Raw genomic sequence first — 3,545 nt, 5'->3', positions numbered from 1 at the left:
AGTCAGGAGTCAGGAGTCAGGAGTCAGGAGTCAGGAGTCAGGAGTCAGGAGTCAGGAGAAGAAGAAGGAAGAAGAAGGAAGAAGGAAGAAGGAAGAAGGAAGAAGGAAGAAGGAAGAAGGAAGAAGGAAGAAGAAGGAAATTTCTTTCTCTGCTTCTCTTATCTTGTCAACGGGTATATACTCTACCTTTCCATGCACCTCCACGTCCTTGCCAATGTTGTAATGCTGAATCTATTGTCATAGAAGTATATAAAAAAGCAATGATGGGTAAGCTAAAAGCAAAAACTGGAGAACATTTATAAAAACGAATAATTGGGAAATAAGCAAAAGTCATCAGTAGATATCCGATGAAAGAAATCAGGGTAATTATCCAATTCCCCAATACCAGACCGAAAATAATTGCTATCGGTGGTAATAAATAAACTAAAGTCATTCCCAACAGGCTGCCTATTAGCAGGAAAGGGGAATAATTTAGTTGTGTGTAAGCACTTCTGGCGACCATATCCCAAATTGTTTTCAGGGAGTCGTAAGGACGTAAGCTATAGGTTAGGGTGCTTAATCCTAGCCAGATTTTTCCGTGAGTTGATTTAACGGCTTTGGCTAGGGAACAGTCATCAATTAAGGCTTGACGAATTATTTGCAACCCACCAATTCTATTTAGGGCTTCTGAGTGAATGAGAATACAACCTCCAGCAGCGGCAGCAGTAGCTTTTTTGGGACTATTTACCCAGGAAAATGGATAAAGTTTTTGGAAGAAAAAGACGAAAGCGGGTATTAATAGTTGTTCCCAAAAACTTTGACAGCGTAAGCGTACCATGATGGATACGAGATCTAATTTCTGTGCCTCGGCTTTGGCAACTAGGCGGTGCAAGTTGCTGGGATCATGTTCTATATCGGCATCAGTAAGTAAAAAATAGTCTGGTGTCAAGGTACTGGCTGTTTGTAAACCTTGTTCCATTGCCCACAATTTGCCTGTCCAACCTGGGGGTAATGAGGTGCTGGTAACAATTTGCAATTGCTGGGTTTTGTCGAGGTTGTGGGCTACTTCTTGGGCAACATTGGCTGTACCATCGCTACTTTGATCGTCTACTAAAAAGATGGTGAAATTACCAGGATAGTCTTGTTGGAGGAGCGATCGCAAGCTAACAGGAATGACATCGGCTTCATTACGGGCAGGAATTATTACGCACACGGTCGGTAAGGTGTTGTTATCAATATCTTTATCTTGATTTGCTTCTAATTGGTGATTAACTCGCCAAAACTGCCCCCAAAATAAGATTAAAAATATCCAAATGACTAAGGATAGAAGGGTCAAACTGAATATAATTGTTGCCATAACTGTTGCTGTACTCCAATTTAAAATTTAACAGACAAATTTAATTCTTTTACTGACTTGGATAGAATACAATGTTTGCTGATTTTGCGGAAGAATTTTCTCGTAATTCGGTTATGTTATTTAAATATTGTTTGGTGCTGAGGTAGGTATTTGATGCAAACACAAGATAGGATAAAAGTCAAGCAAGTTGTTGATGCGATAGCCGCAAGTCAAAAACATCTACTTTCTATTCAAAATCCCGATGGTTATTGGTGGGCTGAGTTAGAGTCTAATGTTACCATCACTTCGGAAGCTGTTTTATTACATAAGATTTGGGGAACTGAGAAAACCAGACCTTTACATAAAGTTGAAAATTATCTCCGTTCTCAACAACGAGAACATGGAGGTTGGGAATTGTTTTATGGTGATGGTGGAGATTTAAACACAACTGTAGAAGCCTATATGGCTTTAAGATTGTTAGGTGTACCCGCTACAGATACCGCATTGCTGAAAGCGAAATCTCTAATTTTAGCTAAAGGTGGTATTAGCAAAACTCGGATTTTTACAAAGTTACATCTAGCTTTAATTGGCTGTTATAATTGGCGCGGACTGCCTTCTTTGCCACCTTGGGTAATGTTACTACCCGATAATTTTTTCTTCAATATTTATGAACTTTCGAGTTGGGCGCGTTCTAGCACTGTGCCATTATTAATTGTCTTTGATCGAAAACCAATTTTTAACATTGATCAGCCAATTAATTTAGATGAATTATATGCTGAAGGTGTAAATAATGTCTGCTGGGAATTACCAAAAAATGGTGATTGGTCAGATATTTTTAATATCCTTGATGATGGCTTTAAATTAGCAGAAAGTATTAATTTTGTTCCTTTTAGAAATGAAGGAATTAAAGCCGCAGAAAAATGGATTCTAGAACGTCAAGAAGTTACAGGTGATTGGGGGGGAATTATTCCCGCAATGTTAAATTCTCTGTTAGCTTTAAAGTGTTTAGATTATGATGCTAATGATCCGGTGATCGAACGGGGTTTAAAAGCAGTTGATAATTTCGCCATTGAAACAGAAAATAGTTACTGTGTCCAACCTTGTGTTTCTCCTGTATGGGATACAGCTTGGTCGATTCGGGCTTTGATTGATTCAGGTTTTGCCCCAAATGATCCGGCTATTGTTAAAGCTGGAGCATGGTTAATAGAGAAACAAATTCTCGATTATGGTGATTGGAATGTCAAAAACAAGCAGGGAAAACCCGGTGCTTGGGCGTTTGAATTTGAAAATCGTTTTTACCCAGATGTGGATGATTCGGCTGTGGTTGTCATGGCTTTACATCAAGCAAAATTGCCAAATGAGGAACTAAAAAAACAAGCTATTGATAGGGCTTTAAATTGGATTGCGACGATGCAATGTAAACCAGGTGGTTGGGCGGCTTTTGATCTTGATAATGATCAAGAATGGCTCAATTCTGTCCCCTATGGTGATTTGAAAGCGATGATTGATCCAAATACGGCTGATGTCACTGCTAGAGTATTGGAAATGTTGGGGGCTTGTAATTTATCAATTCAACCAGATAATTTAGAAAAGTCTTTAGATTATCTTTTGAAAGAACAAGAAATAGAAGGTTGTTGGTTTGGACGTTGGGGTGTAAATTACATTTATGGAACTAGCGGCGTTTTATCAGCTTTGGCTTTAATTAATCCTTTGAAATATGCTAGAGATATAAATCAGGGTGCAGCTTGGTTAGTGAAAGTACAAAATTCTGATGGTGGTTGGGGAGAAACTTGTTTTAGTTACAATGATCCTAGTTTAAAAGGAAAAGGTGACAGTACAGCATCCCAAACAGCATGGGCTTTAATTGGGTTAATAGCAGCAGGTGAAGCAACGGATAAATTAGCGATTGATAGTATTGAAAAGGGGATTAATTACCTATTAGAAACACAAAAATTAGATGGTACTTGGGATGAAGAATACTTTACCGGAACGGGCTTCCCTTGCCATTTTTATTTGAAGTATCACCTTTATCAGCAGTATTTTCCTTTAATGGCTTTGGGACGATATCAAGCAAAATGTTCGAGTTAAATAGGGCTGGCTGAATAAACCGAAAACCTAGATAGATTAAGAGTTTCCCGGTTAAAAAAGTGAATTAGGTGCAAGGAATAAGGATTGAAACCATTAAAAACCTATCACTTTCTGAAATTTGAGACTATTCTTCTCTCCTTCT

At 38.4% G+C, this 3,545-nt stretch carries 3 protein-coding genes; 2 read left to right on the top strand and 1 reads right to left on the bottom strand.

What is annotated here, in order from left to right; genetic code table 11:
* Positions 1–243, top strand: a 243-nt coding sequence (locus tag PN450_RS11160) for a hypothetical protein (protein WP_271836321.1), incomplete at its 5' end; no start/stop codon positions are given.
* Here PN450_RS11160 and PN450_RS11155 read toward each other — a convergent pair.
* Entirely contained in the window at positions 167–1,336 is a 1,170-nt protein-coding gene (locus tag PN450_RS11155) for a glycosyltransferase (protein ID WP_271836319.1), read from the bottom strand. The two genes, PN450_RS11160 and PN450_RS11155, sit on opposite strands and share 77 nt — an antisense overlap.
* A gap of 153 nt (positions 1,337–1,489) precedes the next feature.
* On the opposite strand from PN450_RS11155, the gene shc reads away from it, so the two are divergent.
* On the top strand, positions 1,490–3,403 hold the full coding sequence (gene shc, locus PN450_RS11150; RefSeq protein WP_271836317.1) for a squalene--hopene cyclase: 1,914 nt from the start codon (positions 1,490–1,492) through the stop codon (positions 3,401–3,403).
* The last annotated feature ends 142 nt before the right edge of the window (positions 3,404–3,545 follow it).

The sequence above is a fragment of the Dolichospermum lemmermannii CS-548 genome, assembly GCF_028330815.1.
GTDB classification, from domain to species: Bacteria; Cyanobacteriota; Cyanobacteriia; order Cyanobacteriales; family Nostocaceae; genus Dolichospermum; species Dolichospermum lemmermannii.
The sequence above is the reverse complement of the archived record's forward strand: the minus strand, read 5'-3'. Positions and strand labels throughout refer to the sequence as shown.

Bases quoted from the DNA above. Each gene is read 5' to 3' on its own strand.
- PN450_RS11155 (WP_271836319.1), bottom strand. From the start codon at position 1,336: ATGGCAACAATTATATTCAGTTTGACCCTTCTATCCTTAGTCATTTGG.
- shc (WP_271836317.1), top strand. From the start codon at position 1,490: ATGCAAACACAAGATAGGATAAAAGTCAAGCAAGTTGTTGATGCGATA.